The organism is Glutamicibacter sp. NPDC055354 (assembly GCF_053644955.1).
The window spans coordinates 237185-258992 of sequence record NZ_JBSHMB010000003.1 but is presented as its reverse complement, the minus strand read 5'-3'; the positions used below and the strand labels follow the sequence as shown (position 1 = coordinate 258992).

23 protein-coding genes are annotated in these 21808 nt (G+C 60.4%); 17 read left to right on the top strand and 6 right to left on the bottom strand.

Annotated elements, in window-relative coordinates:
* Positions 1–72: 72 nt before the first annotated feature.
* Both ACWICV_RS14480 and ACWICV_RS14475 read right to left on the bottom strand, forming a co-directional pair.
* Entirely contained in the window at positions 73–966 is an 894-nt protein-coding gene (locus ACWICV_RS14480; RefSeq protein WP_105656602.1) for an N-acetylneuraminate synthase family protein, read from the bottom strand.
* A 12-nt stretch (positions 967–978) separates the two neighbouring features.
* Positions 979–2163, bottom strand: a complete 1185-nt coding sequence (locus ACWICV_RS14475) for a cytidylyltransferase domain-containing protein (protein ID WP_454091171.1) — start codon at positions 2161–2163, stop codon at positions 979–981.
* A 240-nt stretch (positions 2164–2403) separates the two neighbouring features.
* Here ACWICV_RS14475 and ACWICV_RS14470 point away from each other — a divergent pair, with 240 nt between their 5' ends.
* The 7 genes from ACWICV_RS14470 to ACWICV_RS14440 all read left to right on the top strand — a co-directional run bounded on the left by ACWICV_RS14470 (position 2404) and on the right by ACWICV_RS14440 (position 10272).
* Positions 2404–3867 carry a glycosyltransferase family 87 protein gene (locus ACWICV_RS14470; RefSeq protein ID WP_133833771.1) on the top strand — a complete coding sequence of 488 codons (1464 nt, stop codon included), beginning with the start codon at positions 2404–2406 and terminating at the stop codon, positions 3865–3867.
* The gene (locus ACWICV_RS14465) at positions 3864–5297 is read left to right on the top strand and encodes a phytoene desaturase family protein (RefSeq protein ID WP_454091172.1); all 1434 of its coding nucleotides are present in this window, start codon (positions 3864–3866) and stop codon (positions 5295–5297) included. Before ACWICV_RS14470 ends, ACWICV_RS14465 begins: the two co-directional genes overlap by 4 nt.
* Before the next feature lie 6 nt (positions 5298–5303).
* Positions 5304–6329, top strand: a complete 1026-nt coding sequence (locus ACWICV_RS14460; RefSeq protein WP_359189206.1) for a YdcF family protein — start codon at positions 5304–5306, stop codon at positions 6327–6329.
* Between the two features lie 138 nt (positions 6330–6467).
* Positions 6468–7394: an ABC transporter ATP-binding protein gene (locus ACWICV_RS14455; protein WP_133833774.1), complete on the top strand. Its 927-nt coding sequence runs from the start codon at positions 6468–6470 to the stop codon at positions 7392–7394.
* A gap of 4 nt (positions 7395–7398) precedes the next feature.
* Entirely contained in the window at positions 7399–8241 is an 843-nt protein-coding gene (locus ACWICV_RS14450) for an ABC transporter permease (RefSeq protein ID WP_133833775.1), read from the top strand.
* Positions 8242–8275: 34 nt separating this feature from the next.
* The gene (locus ACWICV_RS14445; RefSeq protein WP_105656595.1) at positions 8276–9571 is read left to right on the top strand and encodes a sensor histidine kinase; all 1296 of its coding nucleotides are present in this window, start codon (positions 8276–8278) and stop codon (positions 9569–9571) included.
* Positions 9529–10272 (top strand): response regulator, encoded by a 744-nt coding sequence (locus ACWICV_RS14440; RefSeq protein WP_105656594.1) that lies wholly within the window; start codon positions 9529–9531, stop codon positions 10270–10272. The genes ACWICV_RS14445 and ACWICV_RS14440 overlap by 43 nt, the downstream gene beginning before the upstream one ends.
* A gap of 71 nt (positions 10273–10343) precedes the next feature.
* Here the strand turns inward: ACWICV_RS14440 and ACWICV_RS14435 are convergent, their stop codons facing one another.
* Positions 10344–10730, bottom strand: coding sequence for a LapA family protein (locus ACWICV_RS14435; protein ID WP_133833776.1), 387 nt, complete (start codon positions 10728–10730; stop codon positions 10344–10346).
* Positions 10731–10970: 240 nt separating this feature from the next.
* On the opposite strand from ACWICV_RS14435, the gene ACWICV_RS14430 reads away from it, so the two are divergent.
* From ACWICV_RS14430 to rplI, 8 genes are all read left to right on the top strand, one after another.
* Positions 10971–12251: a M18 family aminopeptidase gene (locus tag ACWICV_RS14430; protein WP_105656592.1), complete on the top strand. Its 1281-nt coding sequence runs from the start codon at positions 10971–10973 to the stop codon at positions 12249–12251.
* A gap of 94 nt (positions 12252–12345) precedes the next feature.
* Positions 12346–12897 (top strand): LURP-one-related/scramblase family protein, encoded by a 552-nt coding sequence (locus tag ACWICV_RS14425; protein ID WP_454091173.1) that lies wholly within the window; start codon positions 12346–12348, stop codon positions 12895–12897.
* 140 nt (positions 12898–13037) lie between these two features.
* A complete protein-coding gene (locus ACWICV_RS14420) occupies positions 13038–13529 on the top strand; it encodes a helix-turn-helix domain-containing protein (RefSeq protein ID WP_105662213.1) in 492 nt (163 codons plus the stop codon).
* A 116-nt stretch (positions 13530–13645) separates the two neighbouring features.
* A complete protein-coding gene (locus ACWICV_RS14415; RefSeq protein WP_454091174.1) occupies positions 13646–15736 on the top strand; it encodes an acyltransferase family protein in 2091 nt (696 codons plus the stop codon).
* A gap of 170 nt (positions 15737–15906) precedes the next feature.
* Positions 15907–16203: a 30S ribosomal protein S6 gene (gene rpsF, locus ACWICV_RS14410; RefSeq protein WP_060703203.1), complete on the top strand. Its 297-nt coding sequence runs from the start codon at positions 15907–15909 to the stop codon at positions 16201–16203.
* Between the two features lie 55 nt (positions 16204–16258).
* Positions 16259–16828 carry a single-stranded DNA-binding protein gene (locus ACWICV_RS14405; RefSeq protein ID WP_013350684.1) on the top strand — a complete coding sequence of 190 codons (570 nt, stop codon included), beginning with the start codon at positions 16259–16261 and terminating at the stop codon, positions 16826–16828.
* 61 nt (positions 16829–16889) lie between these two features.
* Positions 16890–17129, top strand: a complete 240-nt coding sequence (rpsR, locus tag ACWICV_RS14400) for a 30S ribosomal protein S18 (RefSeq protein ID WP_013350683.1) — start codon at positions 16890–16892, stop codon at positions 17127–17129.
* Between the two features lie 17 nt (positions 17130–17146).
* Positions 17147–17605 carry a 50S ribosomal protein L9 gene (gene rplI / locus ACWICV_RS14395; RefSeq protein ID WP_105656588.1) on the top strand — a complete coding sequence of 153 codons (459 nt, stop codon included), beginning with the start codon at positions 17147–17149 and terminating at the stop codon, positions 17603–17605.
* A 175-nt stretch (positions 17606–17780) separates the two neighbouring features.
* On the opposite strand, the gene ACWICV_RS14390 is transcribed toward rplI, so the two are convergent.
* Positions 17781–18167, bottom strand: coding sequence for a hypothetical protein (locus tag ACWICV_RS14390; protein ID WP_332726987.1), 387 nt, complete (start codon positions 18165–18167; stop codon positions 17781–17783).
* 9 nt (positions 18168–18176) lie between these two features.
* A complete protein-coding gene (locus ACWICV_RS14385) occupies positions 18177–18479 on the bottom strand; it encodes a PadR family transcriptional regulator (protein ID WP_105656586.1) in 303 nt (100 codons plus the stop codon).
* A 241-nt stretch (positions 18480–18720) separates the two neighbouring features.
* On the opposite strand from ACWICV_RS14385, the gene ACWICV_RS14380 reads away from it, so the two are divergent.
* Positions 18721–19026 (top strand): helix-turn-helix domain-containing protein, encoded by a 306-nt coding sequence (locus ACWICV_RS14380; RefSeq protein ID WP_105656585.1) that lies wholly within the window; start codon positions 18721–18723, stop codon positions 19024–19026.
* Positions 19027–19229: 203 nt separating this feature from the next.
* A complete protein-coding gene (locus ACWICV_RS14375; RefSeq protein WP_181148790.1) occupies positions 19230–20747 on the top strand; it encodes an acetyl-CoA hydrolase/transferase family protein in 1518 nt (505 codons plus the stop codon).
* On the opposite strand, the gene ACWICV_RS14370 is transcribed toward ACWICV_RS14375, so the two are convergent.
* Positions 20744–21808, bottom strand: coding sequence for a PQQ-dependent sugar dehydrogenase (locus ACWICV_RS14370; RefSeq protein ID WP_454091175.1), 1065 nt, complete (start codon positions 21806–21808; stop codon positions 20744–20746). The two genes, ACWICV_RS14375 and ACWICV_RS14370, sit on opposite strands and share 4 nt — an antisense overlap.

Sequence of the window (21808 nt, the reverse complement as noted above, 5' to 3'; positions counted from 1 at the left end):
TTCCTCATGCAGACAAAAATAAACGGCGGTTGGACCCGTCGGTGAGTCCAACCGCCGGATACGTTGGCGTGCTTAGGCGTCGACGCGGCGCAGGCGCGAGAGCGGTGCCAGCTCGCCTGGGAAGACCTTCTTCACGCCGTCACCCATGGCCTGCTCCAGGATGCGGATGTCGCGGATCAGCGACTCGAAGCCCTTTGGCTCCAGCGACGAGGCCTGGTCCGAACCCCACATGGTGCGGTCCAGGGTGATGTGGCGCTCGACGGTCACTGCGCCCAGGGCAACAGCAGCCAGCGAGATCTGCAGGCCGCGCTCGTGGCCCGAGTAGCCCACTGGGACCTGGTAGCGGTCGCGCAGGGTCTCGATCATGCGCAGGTTGGCCTCTTCAGGAGGCAGCGGGTAGGTGGAGGTAGCGTGCATCATGACCAGGTTCGAGGTACCCAGGGTCTCGACGGCCTTGTCGATCTGCTCGATGGTGGACATGCCGGTGGACAGGATGATCGGCTTGCCGGTCTGTGCCAGGGCCTTGAGCAGCTCGATGTCGGTGACCGATGCGGAGGCGACCTTGTGGGTGACTGCACCCTGCTCTTCCATGAATTCGACCGATGGAACATCCCATGGCGAGGCGAAGGCGTGCAGGCCCTTGGAGGCTGCGTAGGAGATGAGTTCCTTGTACTGCGCCTGGTCGAACTCGACGCGGTAGCGGTAGTCCAGGTAGGTCATGTCGCCCCATGGGGTGGAGCGGATCTTGTCGCGCATGTCCATCGGGGTGGAGATGTCCGGGGTGCGCTTCTGGAACTTCACTGCGTTGGCACCGGCTTCAGCAGAGATATCGATCAGCTGCTTGGCGATCTCGATGTCGCCGTTGTGGTTGATGCCGATCTCGCCGATGACGTAGACCTGCTGGCCTGCGCCAACCTGGACGTCGCCGATAGCAACAGGCTTGATGTCAGTAGTCATGGAAGTCATGGGTATTGCCTTTCAGTGGGTGAAACTTGGAGAACTCTTGGTAGCGGTGCGTGCGGCGAGAACCAGTTCGGCTAGTTCCCGTACCGCTCCGTGCCCGCCCTTGCGGGTCAGTTTGTACCGTGCTGCCCGGTGCACATCTTCCTGGGCATCGGCCACGGTGATCGGCCAGCCGACCAATGCCATCGCGCCCAGATCGTTGATGTCGTTGCCCACGTAGGCAACACGAGCCGGATTGATGGATTCGTCAGCCAGCCAGCGGGCCAGATATTCGGCCTTGTTGTCGATTCCGTGGGCCACTTCGACGTTCAGCTTGGCGGCGCGGGCGGCGACAACTGGGTTGATTTCCTTGGAGAGAATAAGGAACTTCACTCCGGCAGCCCGCAACCGGGCCACTCCCATTCCATCGGAGCGGGAGACGCGCACGGTTTCGGTTCCGTGCTCATCGACATACGCGGTGTCCGGGGTATGCACCCCGTCGAAATCCGTGATGACCGCGTCGACTTCGATCGGTTCCTGGGTGGCCGGAACGGCCAGCCCAGCGAGCAGCAGGTCTGCCTCGGTATCGATGTCGATGCCGTGCTCTGCCGGAACTTCGTGAACCCGGACCTTTCCGAAGAAACGGTGCCCTGCCTCGCGGAATCCCCGGGTATCCATCACGTAGAAGGCCCCGGTTTCGCGGAAGCGCGGTTCGCGATCCTGGCGACGCGGACGGTGCAGCTTGTCGTGGCCTACGGCGACCGCTTCGCTCTGCGGATCCAGGCCCCAATGGAAACCGTGGTCCGCTACAGCTGCGAAGCTGACGTCGGCGCGTTTCGAAGAAACCGCCGCAATGGCTGCGTCCAGATCCTCCGGATCGATGAACGGGCTGGTGCACTGGATGAACACGGTGATCTCTGGCTGAGATTCCGCATTCGCTAGCGCGTGGAGCAGAACTGACTCGCTGCTGGCCGTGTCGCCGGCGATATCTGCCGGTCGATCGATGACTCGCGCCCCGTAGCGAAGCGCTTCGGCCTTGATCTGCTCATGGTCGGTACTGACCACGACGTCGCTGACTGCCGCCGCGGATCTGGCTGATTCGATTGCGCGGCCCAGCAGCGATTTGCCGCCGATCTCACGCAGGTTCTTAAGCCGGATGCCCTTGGATCCTCCCCTGGCGGGGATGATCGCCATGGCATTTGGCTGGTTGGTTTTGCTCACGAGTAAGACGCTATGGGCACAAGTTAACTAAGAGGGGGCATCTGGGTTAACGCACGGTGAAGTGCCGGTGTAATCACCTGTTTGTTTGCTGAATGCGAGGTCAGCAAGCGTTTTACGTACCAGTAGGCGAATCCGGAAGAGGGATTTCGAGCCCTCGGAACCGCATATAAGATCAAAGCGACTAATGAAACATGAGTGTGCAAGGCGGAGCTTAGGCACAGAACATTTAGGCTGGAGGGTATGCACGAGCCAAACCAGTCACAGCCCACGCGTGGCCCCCTGCGGATTACCGTGCCATCACGCGCTGACGGGTTCCTTCGACAGTTCACCGCAATGATCGGTGGCCGCCTGGGACGACACAGCGATCCAGGCCGAGTCGATCCAGGATTCTTCAGCGTGGAACGAGTCATTATCCTGATGACCACCGTGGGCGCCTTGCTGATGCTCCTTGCCAAGAACCCCTGCCGGGTCAACGGGTGGACTGGCAACAACCCGTACGCCTATGCGTGCTACAGCGACTGGGTTCCGCTGTTCTCCGCCCGCGGCTTCGCCGAGAACCCCTGGGCGCCATTCAGCGCGACCGCCCAGTTCGAGTACCCGGTACTGATGAGCACGGTGGCCTCGGCCGTTGCCTCGATCATCCCCACGGGGATCGAAAACCGTTCGCTGCTGTACTTCGACATCAACCTGCTGCTCGTTGCGATCCTGTGGATGGTCACCGTGATCGCCACCCTGCGGATGACCGGGCGCCGCCCGTGGGATGCCGCAATGGTGGCTATTGCCCCGGGCATCATCCTGGCCGGCAGCATCAACTGGGACATGTGGGCTGTGGCCTTGCTGGCCCTGGGCATGCTGGCATTCGCACGAAAGCACACCGTCCTTGCCGGGGTGCTGATCGGCTTAGGTGCCGCGATGAAGATCTATCCGTTCTTCATCCTCGGCGCGGTGCTGGTATTGGCCATTCGCACCGGCAGGCTCAAGACCTTCTGGGTGACTGGCGGAACCGCCGCGGCGACATGGGCACTGGTGAACCTTCCCTATGCGCTGGCGTTCCCCGACTCGTTCATGCACTTCTTCAACTTCTCTTCTGAACGCGGGGCAGGCTTCTCCAGCTTCTGGCACGCATGGAATGTCATCGCCGATAACAGGGGAGGGGTCCCGCTCTTTGAAGCCGAACAGATTTCCCGTTACGGCCTGGTCCTCTTCTTCCTGTGCTGCGTGGGCGTCGCAGTGCTGGGCTTGACTGCTAAACGCACCCCGCGCCTGGCCTCCATGGCCTTCTTGATCATTGCTTCCTTTGTCATGGTCAATAAGGTGTATTCACCACAGTTCATCGTCTGGCTGATTCCGCTGTTCGCCCTCGCCTTGCCGCGCTGGCGCGAATTCGTTGTCTGGATGCTCGTGGAAATCGCGCACTTCTACGCTGTTTGGTTCTACCTTGATTCCCTCTCTGCGGAAGAAGCGCAGAAGGCCTTCCCTGAGACCGGTTATGCGGTGCTGGTGCTGGCGCATATGGTGATGCTGGGATACCTGATGTTCTTGGTGGCACGTTCAATTCTTGATCCACGCCACGACCCGATTCGTGCCGTGGGCCAGGATGATCCTTTGGCCGGCCCATTCGCCGGACTGGAGGACCGCTGGACCCTGCGCGGACTGCTGCCTCAATCCAAGAAAACGAATGAAGTGGCGGGAAATAAATCATGAGCGATGTTGCCGTTGTCGGTGCGGGACCCAATGGGCTAGCAGCCGCAGCAGTTGCTGCCCGTGCTGGATTAAGCGTCACGGTATATGAAGCCAACGACACCATCGGCGGGGCCGCCAGAACGCAGCCGCTGAATGGTTCTGCAGCGAAATTCGATTTGGGCAGCGCAGTGCATCCGATGGCCATGCAATCCCAAGCCATGCATGAACTGGGCGTCCACGACAAGGTGGAGTTCATCGTCCCCGAGCTGTCCTTCGCCCATGTGCTGGATCGCCGGACCGCCTACGCGTTCAAGGACCTGGAACGCACCGGGCAGGAACTTGGAGGCGCGGACGGCGAGATGTACACCCGGCTCCTGGGACCGCTGGTCAAGCAGATTGACGGGGTCAGCCAGACACTGCTCAATCCTCTGCTGAGGGTTCCCTCGAACCCCGCAGCGTTGGCGACCTTTGCCGTGAGCACGGTGGCGGGCATGGCCGTCAAGGAACTCTTTTCTGGAAAGTTTGAACGCGCCGCCGCGCTCTACGCAGGCTGTTCCGCCCACGTTGCGGGAGGCTCTCGCGGACCGGCCAATGCCGGGGCAGGACTGTTCCTTGCAGCAACAGCGCACGGCAAGGGATGGGCCATCCCGCGTGGAGGTTCCCAAGCCATCAGCGACGCCTTGGCCGAAGAAGCGATGGCTCATGGAGCAAAAATTCTTACCGGCACCCGCGTCAACCATGTTGATGAGCTTTCTGCGCAGAGCATCCTCTTCGATACCTCCGCCGAAAACGCGGCCAAGCTTTCAACAGGACACCTGCCTGAACGGCTCTCGCACGCGTTGAGCAGTATCCGGCGCTCGCCGGGAAGCTGCCTGGTGCATTACGTCCTTTCGGCACCGGTTCCATGGCGCGACGAGACTCTGGGCAAGGCCGGCACCGTGCACCTGGGCGGCACCGCGGCGCAGGTCGGGAAGGCCGAACGCGCCGCAGTGCGCGGGGGAGCGGCGAAGCCGTTCATGATTGTTGCCCAGCCCTCGCAATTTGATGATTCGCGGGCACCGCAGGGCCAGCACGTCATCTGGGCCTACTGCCACGTGCCACTGGATTCTCCGGTAGACATGAGCCGGGAACTGAAGGAAGTGTTTGAACAGGCAGCTCCTGGTTTCAGCGAGACGATCATTGAATCCCATATTGTCACCGCCCAGGACTTGGAAGTGCAGAACTCGGCACTGGTCGGTGGCGATCTTTCCGGGGGAACCATGGACCTGCTGGGCAGCATCAAGCGGCCTCGGATCTCGACCGACCCGTGGTACCTGCAGTCCAAAGGACTGTACTTGGTATCCTCGGCTGCGCCTCCGGGGCCGTCGGTGCACGGCATGGGCGGATTCCTCGGAGCGCAATCGATGCTCAAGCGGGAATACGGAATCGCAAACTGGAAATCGGTGAACTGAGAGGCAATGGAATCTGTGCTCGCGCAGCTCGTTGGCTGGGTTTTCCTGGCAGCACTCTGGTGGTTGTTTATCCGGCAATACCGCAAGGACCCACGCCGCTTGGGTCTGGCTGCACTTCTCTTGCCGCTGGTGTTCTTCACCATTTCGGCGGTCGTCGACCTATTGACCAGTGTGATCCCCGGGTTTGGGTTCCTCTTCTCCATAGTGCTGGTGCTGACCCCCCTGATGGTCATTGTCTTCGGTGCCGCGCTGATCTACAACGGGATCCTGATGTGCCGGCGCGAAGGAGCCAAACCTGCGAATCTGCTGTCGTTGGCAGCCGGGCTATCCGTCTTTGTCCTGCCAGTCATTGCGGTGCTGCTGATTCGCATCGAATCCTGGTGGACCTATTCGCTGGCTTTCGTCCTGTTCATGGCCTCCGTCTTCACGGCGAGCTTGTTCGCCATGCTGCTGCTGTACGCATGGGTGCACGCCAGATACCCATCCAAGGGCGAAGCCGCCGCCGTGGTGGTCCTTGGCGCCCGCACAATCAATGGCAAGGTCACCCCGTTGCTGCGTGGCCGCTTGGACAAGGGCATAGACCTGCATCAACTGCAGCCATCTCCTCGCCCCTTCATGGTTCCGACCGGGGGACAGGGCCATGATGAGGAAGAACCAGAGGGCGTAAGCATGGCCCGCTACCTGCGTGAGCAGGGCATTGCCGATGAACAGATTCTGGTTGAAGACCGGGCCAGGGACACCTTTGAGAACCTGGAGTTCTCCGACGCCTTGGTCCGTGCCCAGCGTCCGGATGGCCAGCTGTGGTTGGTCACCAGCGACTATCATGCGCTGCGTGCAGCGATGGCGTCACGCAAGCTCGGCCTGGATGCCCGTGCCTTCGGCGGGAAAACGGCGGCCTACTACCGTCCGAGTGCCTTCCTCAGGGAATGCGTTGCGATCGTGCGGGATCAAAAGAAGCTGATGATCTTGCTGGCCCTTCCCTTCGCATTAGCCGTCGCAGGGATGATGTTCGTGCTCACGACGACCTTCTAACTTCCTTGGCACCCTGGGCCCATGCACCATCTGGTGCATGGGCCCAGTTTTCGCTTCCCTGCCATCACCCTTTTGGTTGAGCCATAAATCAGCACTGGGGGCGGTGAGAGCTGGGCTCGAATTCCCTAGGCTGGAAATATGATCCAGGCAGAGCAGTTGACGAAGAAATACGGTGGAAAAACCGTGGTCGATAATGCGTCGTTCACGGTCCAAGAAGGCATGGTGACTGGGTTCCTCGGTCCGAATGGTGCCGGCAAGTCCACCACCATGCGCATGATCGTGGGACTGGCCAAACCTACCAGCGGTGAAGTGCTGGTCAACGGGCACGATTTCAAGAAATCACGTCACCCGCTGACCGAAGTCGGCACCCTGCTGGAAGCTAAGTCGGTGCACAAATCCCTGACTCCGCTGGCGCATTTGCGTGCCATGGCGGCTACCGCGGGGATCCCGAAGTCCCGAGTGCACGAAGTGCTGGATCTTACTGGCTTGTCTAGCGTGCAGCGCAAGAAGGTCGGCGGCTTTTCGCTGGGCATGGGGCAGCGGCTGGGCATTGCCACGGCCCTGCTTGGAGATCCGCAGGTGCTGATCCTCGATGAGCCGGTCAACGGCCTGGATCCCGAAGGCGTGGCTTGGGTCCGCAACCTGGCCCGCCAGCAGGCGGCCGATGGCAAAACCGTTTTCATCTCGTCCCACCTGATGAGTGAAATGGCCCAGACGGCGGATCACCTGATCGTGATTGGCCGTGGCCGCATCATGGCCGATGCGCCGATCACTGAATTCATCGACAACGGTCTTGACCAGACCATTGTGCGTTCAGCCGACATTGAGATCTTGATGAATGCGTTGAATGGTGAAGGTATTCAGCTACGCCGGATTGATGAGCATGGCCTGGAAGTTACCGGCCCCGATTCAGAATCCATTGGCCGCCGTGCCTTGGAATACGGGGTGGTGCTCAGCGAATTGCGTCCGCTGCAACGCACCTTGGAAGACGCCTACATGGAATTGACCCGCGATGCCGTCGAATACCACTCGAACACAGTTGCCGAGACTGGCGGCGGGAAGTAAGGACATGTCTAACCATCTAGCAACCGCACCGCATGGCAAGGTCACCCTCTTCGGCGTGCTGCGCAGTGAGTCCATCCGTTTCTTCTCCCTGAACTCCACCCGCATCCTGGTTCTCTTGGCCATCGTGTTCTATGTGGGCATTGCAGCCGTGGCCACGTGGGGCATTGGTTCGCTCAGTGCCAGCATGGGCGACACGGATCAGATGCCGGGCATGGAAGGCCTATCGGCCCCGGGATTCGCCGCTGAGCTCATCGGCTCGGGCCTGGTCTTCAGCCAGCTGATCCTTGGCGTGCTTGGTGTCCTGCTCTTCAGCGGTGAATTCACCACCGGCTCAGCGGTAAGCACGTTCCTGGCCAGCCCGCGGCGACTGCGAGTCCTGGCCGCCAAGGGCATCTTGATCATCCTGCTCACTGCCGTCGTCCAGATCGTCAGCTCGCTCTTGGCCTTCGCGATCAGCAAGCCGATTGCCGAGAACTACCAGATGAACTTGGAATTCAGCAGCGATGCCTTCCAACGGGTGCTCTGGTACGGAACGCTGGCGGTGACCATGGCGGCGTTGATCGGTTTGGCGTTGGGGATGCTGCTGCGCAACTCGGCCGGCGGCATCACCAGCCTCGCTGCCCTGTTCTTCGTGCTGCCGATCATCCTTTCCATCCTGACCGCCTTGACCGACTGGGCGCAGAATATCGCGAAGTTCACCCCTGACCAGTTGGGCATGGGGTTGGCGACGCCCGCAAGTGTTGTCACCGATTTGGAGACCTGGCAGCAACTGCTGGGCGTGGCGGGTTGGGTGGTGCTTCCACTGGTATTGGGTGCAATCCTGCTGACCAAGCGGGACATCAAGTAGCGCAGGGATTGATCGAGAAAACTAGACTGGAAACATGAGCCAACCGACGCTGCAGGAAACTGTGGTTTCCTTCGATGAACTGGCCGCCAAGCGCATGGGCCGGATACGCCGTTATTTGCGTACCCACCCACGTTTGGTGGTCATCGGTGCGGTAGTCATCTATCTGCTGCTCACACTGCCCGGTGTCCTGGTCATGGCAGCGATGCCAGAAGCCAACGCCACCGGTCTGCTGGTCGTCACCCTCGCCGTCAGCGCTGCCTTGTTGTACCGGCGCCGGGCGCCGATGACGGTGATCATCCTGGTGTTCATTTTCGAATGCCTGGCCCTGGTGATTGCTGGTCCGCAAGGTGGACTGGGCGGGGTAGGCATGATTATCGCCCTGTACACGGTCGCCACCAGCTATTCGGCCAAACGCACCATCCCGCTGGCCATCTTGGCCGGCAGCTTCCAGACGGTCCTGATGGTGCTGATGGGCTTCCCCGACATGGCCGGAATGGAATTCGACCCGCAAGATGGAATCGACGAAACCATCTTCACGCGCGTCATCATCGCCGTCTCGGGCAGCTTCGTCATCGGTTTCTACATTGCCGCAGCCGCGGTGGGCATGAATGTGCGCAACGCGCGCATCCACGAAGCTGAACTGAATCACTGGGCCTCGCAGGTCTCCGGACTGGCCCAGGTGCAAGAGCGCAACCGCATCGCCCGCGAAATGCACGACGTTGTCGCCCATTCGCTTTCGGTGATGATTGCCCTGTCAGAGGGGGCACGAGTGGTGGCCAAGCGCGATCAGGTCCGTGCCGACGAAGTGCTCAATGAGCTCTCTGGAACCGGTCGCGCCGCCCTGGCGGATATGCGCCGCATGCTGGGCGTGCTTCGCCAAGAAGAATCCGGAGAGCTGGCCCCGCAGCCTACCGGCGGGAACGTGGAGCAATTGCTCGAAGGATTCCGTACCGCAGGTCTGCCGGTCTCATTTACCCATACGGGCGATCCGTTGCCGGAGGACACCACCTTCCAGCTGACCGTCTTCCGTATCATTCAAGAGTCCCTGACTAATTCCTTGCGCTATGCCCGTAACGTAAGTGATGTGCAGGTTCGCCTGGAACGGCGCCGCGAAGAACTGCGCATGGAAATCATGGACAACGGAGATGCAACGAGAGTTCCGAGTATCGGCAGCGGACGCGGGCTGCGCGGCATGCGCGAACGAGCCGCGCTTTTTGGCGGAACGGTTGATGCCGGACCGGTAGCCAGTGGCGGATGGATTGTGAAAGCAGTCCTCAAGCTACCCGAATGCAGCTTGCAGAACGAAAACCAGAAGGCAGTGAAGGAATAAGCGTGGAAGACAAAATCAAGGTACTGCTGGTCGATGACCAGCCCCTCTTACGCATGGGATTCCGCCTCATCCTCGAAGGTGAAGACGACATCGTCATCGCCGGCGAAGCTGTCGATGGACTCGATGCCCTTGCCCAGACGGCCGCACTGAAACCCGATGTGGTCCTGATGGATGTGCGCATGCCCAAGATGGACGGCTTGGAAGCGACCGAACGCATCGCCAAGGACCATCCGGAAACCAAGATCATCATCCTGACGACCTTTGACCTGGACGAGTACGCCTTCTCAGGGCTGCAGGCAGGAGCCAGTGCGTTCCTGCTCAAGGACGTGGCCCCGGAAGAACTGGTCCAAGCGGTGCGCCTGGTAGCTTCCGGCGACGCTGTGGTGGCACCCCGGGTGACTGCCCGCCTGCTGGAAACCTATGTGCGCAACGCTGGCGCCGGGAATCGGAACCAGCCGGCCGAAACTCCGCATGACCCGCTGCTCGATGATCTCACCCCGCGTGAGCAGGAAGTGCTGCGTGCGCTTTCCGAGGGACTATCCAACGCCGAGATTGCACACCGTTTCTTCCTTTCCGAAGCGACGGTGAAAACCCACGTGCGGCGCATCCTGACCAAATTGCATCTGCGCGACCGTGTTCAAGCGGTGGTGTACGCCTACGAGACCGGGCTGGTCATTCCATCCCAAGGCCTGGACTACTAGGCTTCGCTGAGGCAGCAAAATGGCCGCCGGGTGAAACCCCATGGGGTTCCGCCCGGCGGCCATGGAGCTTTCTAGCGCTTATTGGCCTTGCGCTGCTTCTTCGCCGTAGAGCGCAGCTGTATCACGCGGGCCACCCCGGCGATCGCGACCACTAGGGCGCCACCAATAGCGGCAAAGAACAATGCCAGCCCGAGGTTGACCTGTCCCTGATACGCGAAGTAGTTCAGGGTCACCTGCTCCTGGTTCTGGGCAATGAAGATGATCAGCAGGATCAGCACGAGCAAGCCGAAGATCGTAGCGGTCCAGATACGACCCAACTTGGTCGCTGGGAGCTTATCTGCACCGGCAGGTTTGGCCCGTTGGACCTTGGAATCCATCGGTACGGTGGTCTCCACTTCGACCTCGCGTGATTCTGCTGGAATGTTCTCTTGCTCTGGTGTTCGATCAGCCGTAGCCATGATGAACTCGCTTTCCTTGTCTCCGGGACTGCTTTCAGCTTCGTCGAGAGCGAGGTGCCAAGTCAAGACCCGGATAGGGGTGTCTGCCAGGTTGCCAGGGCGGAGGCAGGCCCAGCAGGACATCAGCAAATGTGGTTCAGGCTACTAAGCTGGGAGGCAACTCGACTTTTCAGGCGGGAACCAAAACCTGAAGAACCGTCTGACAAACATCTCTTGACAGAAAGAAGTGAGTAACCAGCCATGGCACAAGCCGCAGCAATGGCCCACATTGCAGATCTGGCCGAATACGTCGCAACCTCGCCATCGAGCTACCACGCCGCGGCCTCGGCCGCGCAGCGCTTGGACGCTGTTGGATTCACCGGTCTGGACGAAAAGCAGGCTTGGAACCTGGTCCCGGGTTCCTACTACGTGGTCCGCGACGGTGCGATCATCGCTTGGGTGCAGCCAGAAGCTGCCACTGCGACCAGCGGATTCCATATCCTCGGCGCCCACACCGACTCGCCGGGCTTCAAGCTCAAGCCGAAGCCAACCACCGGTTCCAACGGCTGGTGGCAGGCAGGGGTCGAAGTCTACGGCGGACCGCTGCTGAACTCCTGGCTGGACCGCGAACTGGTGCTCGCCGGCCGATTGGTGCTCAAGGACGGTTCCGAGCACCTGGCGAAGACCGAACCAATCCTGCGCATCCCGCAACTGGCGATCCATCTGGACCGCCAGGTCAATGAGGGCCTGACCCTGGACAAGCAGACCCACACCAATCCAATCTTTGGCGCCGGCGATCTGGCGGATGCCGACATCCTGGCGATCCTGGCGAAGTCTGCAGGTGTCGACCCGGCCCAGGTAGCCGGCTACGACATCCTGACCGCGCCCGCGCAGCGCGGCGAGGTCTTTGGCGAGGGCAAGAACTTCTTCGCCAGCGCCCGACTGGATAACCTCACCTCGGTGCACGCAGGCCTGATTGCGCTGACGGGCCATTCCCGCAAGCCAGCAGGCAACCGCATTGCCATGCTTGCTGCCTTCGACCACGAAGAACTGGGTTCCTCCTCGCGCTCGGGCGCTTGCGGCCCATTCCTGGAAGAGCTGATCAACCGCATCCAGGCATCCATGGATGCCTCAGTTGAAGACACCGCTCGCGCCCTGTCGAATTCTGTATGCCTGTCTGCCGATGCTGGCCACGCGGTTCACCCGAACTACCCAGAGCGCCACGACCCAGCCAACCGTCCGCAGCTGAATGCCGGCCCGCTGCTGAAGATCAATGCGAACCAGCGTTATGCCACCGATGCGGTGGGTGCTGCCGCATTCGCCAACTGGTGCGAGTCGGCGGGAGTTCCCTACCAGGAGTTCGTGTCCAATAACCGCGTACCGTGCGGATCCACCATTGGACCATTGACCGCGACCCGACTGGGGATTCGCACCCTGGATGTGGGAGTCGCGCTGCTGTCCATGCACTCGGCCCGCGAGATGTGCGGCGTTGACGACCCTTGGTATCTGTCCAAGGTCTCTCGCGAGTTCTTCGGAGCCTAGCAAGTCCAACCTGAAAAGCCGGCCTGCGGGCTGGCTTTTCGCCTCCCCGGGGGATCTTCGCCCGATACGGTTTACTGGTGGCATAATCGGCACCATGACGATCCTCAACCAGAACACGTTGATCTTCCAGCAGACGAAGAGCATCTCGAAGAACGACTTCGCGATCCTTGATTCGTCCGGGATGCAGATTGCCCACGTGGATACCGGCGGAAGCGCGCTGGGCCGCATGTTCGTCGGGGCTCGCGAACTGACCGTCTTTGACGGACCAGGCAATCCGGTTGTCATGGTCAAGGACACGATGACCATGGGCCGCGATCGTTTTGAAATCCTTGATGGCAACGCTGCCCCGCTGGCCAGCCTGGTCAAGAGGATCACTTTCTTCAAAACCAGGGTCTCCATCTCGATGCTGGGCGAAGAGCTCGAGCTACTGGGTAGCATCTGGGACTTCGACTTCCGGATCACCGGTCCCGGCGGAGTTCTGGGAACCGTGACCCGGGAATGGTCCGGGATGGGCAACGCATTGCTGGGCAAGTCGACCTACGCCCTGCGCTTGGCGGAAAACCTCAACGCACAGCAACGCCTGGCAGTGATCAGCTCGGTGCTGGCACTGGATTTGATCCGTGAGAAGCAACAGCGCAAATCATAATGGAGCTGAGATAGTCGCGGCCAGGAATACTTCTTCATAGCAGGCCAGCGTAGGTTCAGGAATGCTGTCGCGTTGCAGTCGGGTAACTGTCACGTCGATGTCGTGGTGCTTTCGGGGCGCCATTGGCTAGCGTAAGTGGCATGAATGAATCACGGATTGCAGAGCTTCGCCGCGCCAGGGGCTGGACGCAAGAACGTCTAGCCGCCGAAAGCGGCATCACTGTCAGAACGGTCCAACGGCTCGAAGCCGGAAATGATGCGAGCTTGGAGACTATCTCACTGGTCGCCAAGGCCTTGGAGGTGCCGGTTGGAGACCTGTTCAAAAGCGTCCAGACTCCGAAGTTCTCCGAGGCCGTGGATGGGCTTGAAGCGCGGGCCCAAGCAGATCAAGATCGTCGGGATTCGGCAACCAAGGGGATCCTGGCCGTGTTCCGCGGGCTGGGCATCCTGGTCACCTTCGGCACGGTCATCTTGGCTACCACCGGCAACTTTGGGTGGTACATCTGGTTGCTGATCCCGGTGTACTGGGGCGTCGGGCAGCTGCTGCTTGAGGCTGCTTTCCGTCTAAGCCTGGATGCCAAACTCGACGCCAAATACCCGCTGTCCACGGCAAATCGGAAACTGCTGGGCTAGGTCCACGCTGCGAAGCGCAAACCCAGGGACCGCCCATGAGGTTCCCACGGGTCGTTAGACCGCCTGTTGCCCATTGATAACCTGCTGTTTACCCCCTGCTGGTCTGATCAATGACTATGAGTTCGAATTCCCTGCAGGTCAAGAATTTCCGCCCGGAGATCCAAGCGCTCCGCGCCTTGGCGGTTCTGCTGGTCGTTGCCTATCATCTTGAGCCATCCGCAGTTCCAGGCGGTTATATCGGGGTTGACATCTTCTTCGTCATCTCGGGCTTCCTGATTACCTCGCACCTGCTGCGTGAAGCCGAACGCACCGGCCGGGTCAGCCTCCCAGCCTTCTTTGCCGGCCGAGCGCGAAGAATCCTCCCGGCTGCCATGCTGGTGATCCTGGTAGTTGTCGTGGCAAGCCTGCTGATCTTTCCCAAAACCCAGTGGGGTGCCTTGGGCACCCAGGCCATCGCCTCTGCCTTCTCGGTGCAGAACTGGGTTCTCGCCGCCGACTCCGTCGACTACCTCGCTTCGGATCAAGCACCCGGGCCGTTGCAGCACTTCTGGTCCTTGGGCGTGGAGGAGCAGTTCTACCTTTTCTGGCCGTTGCTGGTTTTGGCCGTGTGCCTGTTGGCCAAACCGAATGCGGACGCTAGCAGTGGCGATGGATTCGCCCCGCGGCGCCGCATGCTCTGGATCATTTTCTCAGCCACCGCACTTTTGTCGCTGGGATACTCGGCCTATGCCGGTTACTCAGGCAATAGCGCCGGGTATTTCATCACCACCACCCGCATTTGGGAACTGGCCGTCGGCGGACTGCTGGCCTTGGCAGTCCAGGCGCACGCCAACGGCGCCTTGAAGCTTCCACCGTGGGCAACCAGCTGGCAGTTCAGAAATCTTGCCGTACTCGTGGCTTTGGCGGCGATCTGCTTCGCGGCATTCAGCTACAACGCCACAACAGTCTTTCCGGGGATTGCGGCGGCCCTCCCGGTTCTTGGCTGCGCCGTGGTGATTGCCGCAGGCAGTACGCGAGGACCTGGTTCCCTGCACCCGCTGGTGAACTGGGCTCCCGTTCAATGGGTCGGCCTCGCCTCATATTCGTTATATCTGTGGCACTGGCCGCTGATCGTATTCTTCATCGAACTGGCCGGGGGCAACCCGGACCCATTGCAGTCGCTGGCCTTGCTGGCCGGGTCCCTGCTCTTGGCTTGGGCCAGCTTGAAGTGGGTCGAAACTCCCATGCGCCACTTCCGCCCCATAGCCGGTTCTCCTGCCCGCTCCTTGATTGCCGGGGCGGCGATGGTCGGGCTGGCCGCGTCCATCGCGCTATTGCCAGGTGCCATGCAGCAGCATCTTGTGGGCCAGGAGCAGCGTGAGCTGGGCGCGATGATGCAAAACCCGCCAGCTGGTTTTGGCGCGGCCTCCGTGGGCCAGGGCGCACCTGCGTACCTTGCCGGCCATCGCCAGGTCGTCCCGCTTCCTGCGACGGCTGCCGAGGACCAGCCCGAACTGGGAGATTGCGTCCAGGAACCGAAGTCCACGCAGATCAAGGAATGCGAATTTGGCAGCGAGGACGCCAGCTACACCGTAGCCCTGGTAGGTGATTCCCATGCAGCCCACTGGTTCGAGGCCGTCAGCCGATACGCCCAAAGCAAGGGCTGGAGAGTGGTGACCTATCTGAAGAATTCCTGCCCGTTCTCCGAGGCCCAGCGCAAGGCGGATCGGGATGGCAGCATCAACTGCGAAGAAGCCATCGACCAGACCATGGAAGCTCTGGCTGCGCGCGATGACATCAACGCGGTGATCACATCGAATTGGGGAGGAGCCACCTTTACCACTGACGCGGCACAGGGGCTGGCTTCGACGTGGTCGGCCCTTGAAGACGCGGGCCTGCCGGTCTATGCCATTGTGGACACCCCGCGGCCGCCGCAGGATTCCTATGCGCGAGACTGCGTGGAAGAAAACGTGCAGGACCCGGATAAGTGCGCCTTCCCGGAAAAGGGAGCCTACGAAATGGGCGATGCCACTAAGCAGGCCGCCGAACTGGAGCCGCGCGTCGAAGTGCTCGACTTCAGCGATTACTTCTGCATGGATGGAACCTGCCCGGCAGTGGTGGGGAATGTGTTGGTCTACCGGGACAAGCACCACATCAGCGATACCTACATGCGCACCTTGGCCCCGATCTTTGGCGAAAGGATCGAGGCTGCCTTGGATTCCGAGTAGCCCAGCATGATTTAGGACACCAAGGCTTATGCAAGTTCGGGTCTCTCGGGTAGGATTGGAAGGTCTGTGCCACTGCATGCCCGAAAGTTGGGCGTCTGGTGCACAGATAACGCAAGAACCTCCTGTTGCGGAAATACCGCGACCGTTTAGCCCAAAGGAGGTGGGTTCACATGCGTGCTTATGAACTTATGGTCCTCATTGATCCAGAGGTCGATGACCGCACCGTAGAGCCAACCATCGAGAAGTACCTCGAGGTTGTCCGCTCCAACGGTGGCACTATCGAAAAGGTTGATGTCTGGGGTCGTCGCAAGATGTCCTACGAGATCAAGAAGAAGGCAGAAGCCACTTACGTAGTGGTGAACTACACCGCAGAGCCAGCAGCTTCGGCTGAGCTTGAGCGCCAGCTCAAGATCAACGAACTGATCCTGCGCCACAAGGTCACCCGTCCGGAAGAGGCACGCGTTTAATTACGCGCAACCTTCCGTCGTAGGAATTAACGTTCAATCTTTTTAAGGAGAGTCAATGGCAGGCGAGACTGTTATTACCGTTATCGGAAACCTGACTGCCGATCCGGAGCTGCGTTTTACGCCGTCCGGTTCAGCCGTAGCGAACTTTACGATCGCTTCGACTCCTCGCACCTTTGACCGCCAGTCCAATGAGTGGAAGGACGGGGAAGCCCTGTTCTTGCGCGCATCGGTGTGGCGCGAAGCTGCAGAGAACGTTGCTGAAACGCTGACCAAGGGCATGCGTGTCATCGCCCAGGGCCGGTTGCGTTCACGTTCTTACGACACCAAGGAAGGCGAACGTCGCACCGTCATGGAGCTTGAAGTCGATGAAATCGGCCCATCGCTCCGTTTCGCGTCCGCCAAGGTCACCCGTACCCAGCGCTCCGGCGGTGGCAACGGTGGCTTCGGCAACGGTGGTGGAGGCTTCTCCAACGCACCGCAGCAAAGTGCACCAGCTCAGGCGCCGCGTCAGCAGCAGCCTCAGCAGGGTGGCGGATGGAATGCTCCAGCCGCAGACCCATGGAGCACCGGCGGAAACAACGGTGGCGGCTGGGGCAACCCGGGCGCAGACGAACCGCCTTTCTAAACAATATTTATTCACCATCCCGCAGATCACTCTGCGGGCTCCAAAGCTAAGGAGCTCCACGATGGCTAAGGCTGAAATCCGTAAGCCCAAACCAAAGTCCAACCCATTGAAGGCCGCTGACATCACTGTCATCGACTACAAGGACACCGCACTGCTGCGCAAGTTCATCTCCGACCGCGGTAAGATCCGCGCTCGTCGTGTAACCGGCGTTTCCGTTCAGGAACAGCGCAAGATCGCACAGGCAATCAAGAACGCACGTGAAGTAGCCCTGTTGCCTTACTCCGGCGCTGGCCGCGGCTAAGGAAGAGGGATAGCAAAATGGCAAAGATCATTCTGACTCACGAAGTATCCGGTCTCGGTGCTGCTGGCGATATTGTCGAGGTAAAGAACGGCTACGCCCGTAACTACCTGCTGCCACGCGGCTTCGCAATCGTCTGGACCCAGGGCGGTGAGAAGCAGGTGGAGTCGATCAAGGCTGCACGTGCTGCTCGCGCCGTTGCAAACCTTGAGGATGCTCAGGCGCTTGCAGCTAAGCTGAAGTCCCAGCCGGTGAAGATCACCATGAAGGCTGGCTCGAACGGTCGCCTGTTCGGCACCGTTAAGACCACCGAAATTGCTGCTGCCGTAGAGGCTGCCGGTCTGGGTAAGATCGACAAGCGCAACATCGAGGTCAATGACCAGATCAAGTCGACTGGCAACTACACCGCAACCGTTCGCGTTCACGCTGACGTTCTTGCAAACCTGCGCCTGCAGGTTGTAGCTGCTGCCAAGAAGTAAGTCTTCTAGACTCAGCTTCTGTTCAAGAGGTGGCGTGCACTCCGCAAGGAGAGCACGCCACCTCTTGGCGTTAACCCGGATTTCTTTGGGCCCCCGGGTCAACGAATAGCAAGTTCCACCTTCGAATAGGCTCAAAGCCAATTCAGAATCTTGAGTTCGTTCACGCTTTCGGCGCTTACCGGCTGGCGCGAGATCGCATCAGCGAACGAGAGAAATCTGTGATGATTCCTGCCACGATAAATCCGAATGCAGGTAACCAGGTGATCGCCCATCCGGAGAAAACCATTGTTTCGCGATCCCGTAGGAATATCGCCAGCAAAGGCCAAAGAAAACCTAAGGCCACGCCTACGAGAATGAAGGCAGAGTGGCTCTTTGGAGATGCTGTTGCGGGAAAGGACTCCGCATATTCTGCAGGAGATCCAAAGTTGGCTGTCGCGTCTTCGTAGCTGGTGGCTTCGGACTCGACCTCTCTGGCTATATCGCGGATGGTGGCCGTATCCACGTTTCGTAGTGAAAGGCTGTAGCGCAGTTCGTCGATGTAGGTTTTGAGGTTACTTTCCATGGAAGGCTCCTAGTTGAACTGTTCTAACCAGTTTTTGACTGATTTCAAGGTCTGATGACCCTGCTTGGTGATTTCGAAGATTTTGCGTGCGGGTCCGCGAGCGGTGATTTGCCAGTCGGAGACGATGTCCCCGGACTCTTCCATGGTTCGAAGCAGTGGGTATAAAGTCCCGCTCTTGATGCCAGGCACTCCGAGCTCTTCGAGCTTAGCCAGCATGGAGTATCCGTGTTCGGGTTTTTCTGCCAGGAAGCTTAGAAGAACGACCGGAAGCATGGAACGCTTCACCTGTGGAAGTACTCTGCTCTGTGACATGACTTAAGTATGAATCCTACATAGGTGCATTTCTATCCTTCGTTCGGATGATCTTGGCTTAGCAGCATCCGGCGATTCAATTCCGAGCCGGAACTGGTCATGGTCACTTAGAAGTGGCTAACATTTCACCAGATCGTCTTGCGTCCAATGCGTCATAATCATTGGCTTGGCCAATTTGCAGCAATAGCCTCGAAGATGAGTACGTCCAAAGCCAGCACGATCGAGAGAAGCGGTGGAACAAATGGGTTTTGCGTATGCGGATCCTGAAGTATTGACCGAGGCGCAACGCGAAGCTGTGGCAGAGCATCAGCGCCGTGTGCAAAGCGAGTCCCGGCGCCTGTCGTTGCGTGCGCTGCGCGAAGAGGCAGAACTGAGCCAAGTAGAACTTGCCACCGTGCTGAAGCTGAGCGTGGACCGCATCGCCCGCATGGAGACCGGGGACCTTGATCGAGTCCAGCTGGCCACCCTGCGCCGCTACGCAGAAGCCATGGGCGCCCGCCTGCAAGTGAAAGCGATCCGCGAGGGCACGCACGCCGAACTTGGCTAGCGATCGAGCTCCCGGCGGTCGCTGCCAAGCTGCCATTCCTGACCGACCGGTCAGCGCAAATAGAGCGCACCTCATCGATAAATATGCCACCCATCGCTCAGGAGCGCACAGCGAGGCCTGAATCACTGTGCCGACCAGCTAAAGTATTCCGGTGAGACGCGGGTTATAGACCTGTGTCACAAGGAAGTTCTGAAGGGGTTATTTTGCACGAACGTATTCACCACCGGGCCTTTGCTGATCGCTTGATGAGCGCCGAGCAAGCTGCAGAGTTCATTAAGCCAGGCATGACTGTCGCCATGAGCGGCTTTACCGGTGCAGGATACCCGAAGGCCGTGCCCGGGGCACTGGCAGCGCAGATGGAGCGCCAGCACGCTGCGGGCAAGGACTTCAAGATCAACGTGCTTACCGGCGCTTCCACCGCCCCTGAGCTTGATGGCGTGCTGGCCAAGGCCGAAGGCATGAACCTGCGCCTGCCGTACATGTCCGACCCCGAGCTGCGCCGCCGCATCAACGAGGGCAACATGGAATACATGGACATCCACCTGTCCCATGTCGCCCAGCACGCCTGGTTCGGCTTCTACGGCAAGATCGACTTGGCCATCGTCGAAGTTGTCGGCGTCACCGCCGAGGGCGACTTGATCCCTTCCAGCTCGGTGGGCAACAACAAGACCTGGCTGGAGATGGCCGACAAGATCATCATCGAGGTCAATTCCCAGCAGTCTGCGGCCATGGAGGGCATGCACGATGTCTACTACGGCACCGCACTGCCTCCGCACCGCAAGCCGATCGACCTGAGAACCGTGCGTGACCGCATCGGCCAGCAGTACATGGACGTCGACGTCAACAAGATCGTCGCCGTCGTGGAAACCGACGCGCCAGACCGCCTGAGCCCCTTCGCCCCGGTGGACGAGACCAGCGAGAAGATCGCCGATCACCTGCTGACCTTCCTGGATTCCGAGATCCGTGCCGGACGCCTGTCCGAGAAGCTGCTCCCGCTGCAGTCGGGCGTGGGCAATATCGCCAACGCAGTGCTCGCTGGCCTGGCCCGTGGCGGCTACAAGGGCCTGACCGCCTATACCGAGGTCATCCAGGACGGAATGCTGGAGCTGATCAAGGACGGGACCATCGAGTTCGCCTCTGCCACCAGCTTCTCGCTGTCTTCGGAGGGCATCGAGGAATTCAACCGCAACGTCGACCACTACCGCGAGCGCATCCTGCTGCGCGCCCAGGAAATCTCGAACCATCCGGAGATCATCCGCCGGCTGGGCTGCATTGCGCTGAACGGCATGATCGAAGCCGACATCTACGGCAACGTGAATTCCACCAACGTGCTGGGATCGCACGTGATGAACGGCATCGGCGGCTCGGGCGACTTCGCCCGCAACGGCTACCTGTCGGTGTTCATGTCCCCATCGACCGCCAAGGGCGGCAAGATCTCGGGCATCGTTCCTTTTGCTTCGCATGTGGACCACACCGAGCACGACACCATGATCCTGATTACCGAACAGGGCCTGGCCGACCTGCGCGGCCACTCGCCAAAGCAGCGTGCGCAGCTGGTCATCGATAACTGCGCCCACCCGGAGTACCGCCCGATGCTGCAGGACTACTTCGACCGTGCGTGCAAGGACAGCTACGGCAAGCACACCCCGCATCTGCTAGGCGAGGCCCTGTCCTGGCACCAGCGCTTCCAGGAGACCGGAGACATGCGCCCGGCCAGCTAGTCGCCGGCCAGGCGGGGATCGATGCGCAGGATGCGGTCATCGCCCGCCCCTGGCTGGCCGCGCCCGTCGGTATTGTTGGTCAGCACCAGCAGTGCGCCGTCAGGATCCACTAGCACGTCGCGTAGCCGGCCGAGCCGGCCATCGAGCAGTTCATGCTCGGTGGCCGGCTCGTCCAGTTCCACCGCGCGCAGCACTTCTCCGCGCAGATTCGCCAGGTAGAGGGTGCCATCGAGGATCGCGATGCCGCTGGGGCTGGCCTCGGACGGGGACCACTGCGCAATCGGATCGGTGTACGACGGATTTCCGCCGCTTTTTCCCTCGGCTTCGGGCCAGCCGTAGTTTCCCCCGGCTTCGATGATGTTCAGCTCGTCGAAGGTGTTCTGTCCGAACTCGCTGGCGTACATGGTGCCATCAGCACTCCACGCCAGGCCCTGCACATTGCGGTGCCCATAGCTGTAGACGAGGGAATTCTCGAACGGGTTGTCGTCCGGGACGCTGCCGTCAGGTGCCATGCGCAGGATCTTTCCGCCCAGCTGCTGCAGGTCCTGGGCTTGCTGGGGATTGCCCGCATCGCCCACGGAGGCATAGAGCATCCCTTCGGAGCCGATGGCCAGCCGCCCGCCGTTGTGGATGCTGGCCGAGGGCAACCCGTCAATCAAGGTGCGCGGGGCCGACAGTGAAAGATTCCCGGCGCTGCCTTGCAACGTGAACCGCTGGATGCGGTTGCCGGATTCCGCGGTGGAATACGCATAGAGCCGGTCCGGTGCGAGGAAGGCCAGGCCCAGCAGTCCGCCTTCTCCGGTCGCCACCAGATCATCGAGCCGGGCTAATTCGCGCAGTTCTCCGGACTCCAAAACCTCCACGATCCGCCCGGAATCACGTTCGCTGACCAGCAACCTGCCCTGCGCGTAGACCATGGACCAGGGGGCTTCGAGTCCGGTGGCCAGTGGTGCTGGAACAGCTTGCGATTCGGTAGCCGTGATTGGAGGCGGCGTTGTCGCGGAGCATCCGGCGAGGAACACTGCGCCGAGCACTAGGCAGGTACCCAGAATGCGCTTCAT